Here is a 404-nt window from a genome sequence, read left to right as displayed (position 1 = left end):
ACCCGCTCCGCACGGGCCTGGCGAACCTCTTTGCCGGCATCGACGAGTACGCCGACGTCGTCGACCCGCTGACGTCGGCCGAGCGGACGCCGGGGGCCATCAGCAACGACCTCGCGGACATCGCGCTCGCCCTGACCCACGGGCTCAAGCACTTCGCCGCCGGCCGGCAGGCGGAGGCGCTGTGGTGGTGGCAGTTCAGCTACCTCTCCGCCTGGGGCGACCGTGCGTCGAGCGCGCTGCGCGTGCTCCAGTCGGTCATGTCGCACCTGCGCCTCGACGCCGACGAGGAGGAGGTCGCCGAGGCGGAGTTCGACGCGCTCCACCCCTGACCCCCGTTCGTATGCCGCTGAGCGGGCTCCCGCTCCGCGCCACCGTCGAGTGAGCGCAAACTCCGCCGGAGTTTG

General features: G+C 72.0%; 1 protein-coding gene. It reads left to right on the top strand.

Translation table 11 applies throughout. The features are described 5' to 3' along the window. Window positions 1–329 (top strand): DUF5063 domain-containing protein (locus N864_RS23070; protein WP_034723145.1); only part of this gene is annotated, 329 nt, incomplete at its 5' end. Window positions 330–404: the final 75 nt, after the last annotated feature.

This window comes from Intrasporangium chromatireducens Q5-1 (assembly GCF_000576575.1).
Taxonomy (GTDB): Bacteria; Actinomycetota; Actinomycetes; order Actinomycetales; family Dermatophilaceae; genus Intrasporangium_A; species Intrasporangium_A chromatireducens.
The sequence above is the reverse complement of the archived record's forward strand: the minus strand, read 5'-3'. Positions and strand labels throughout refer to the sequence as shown.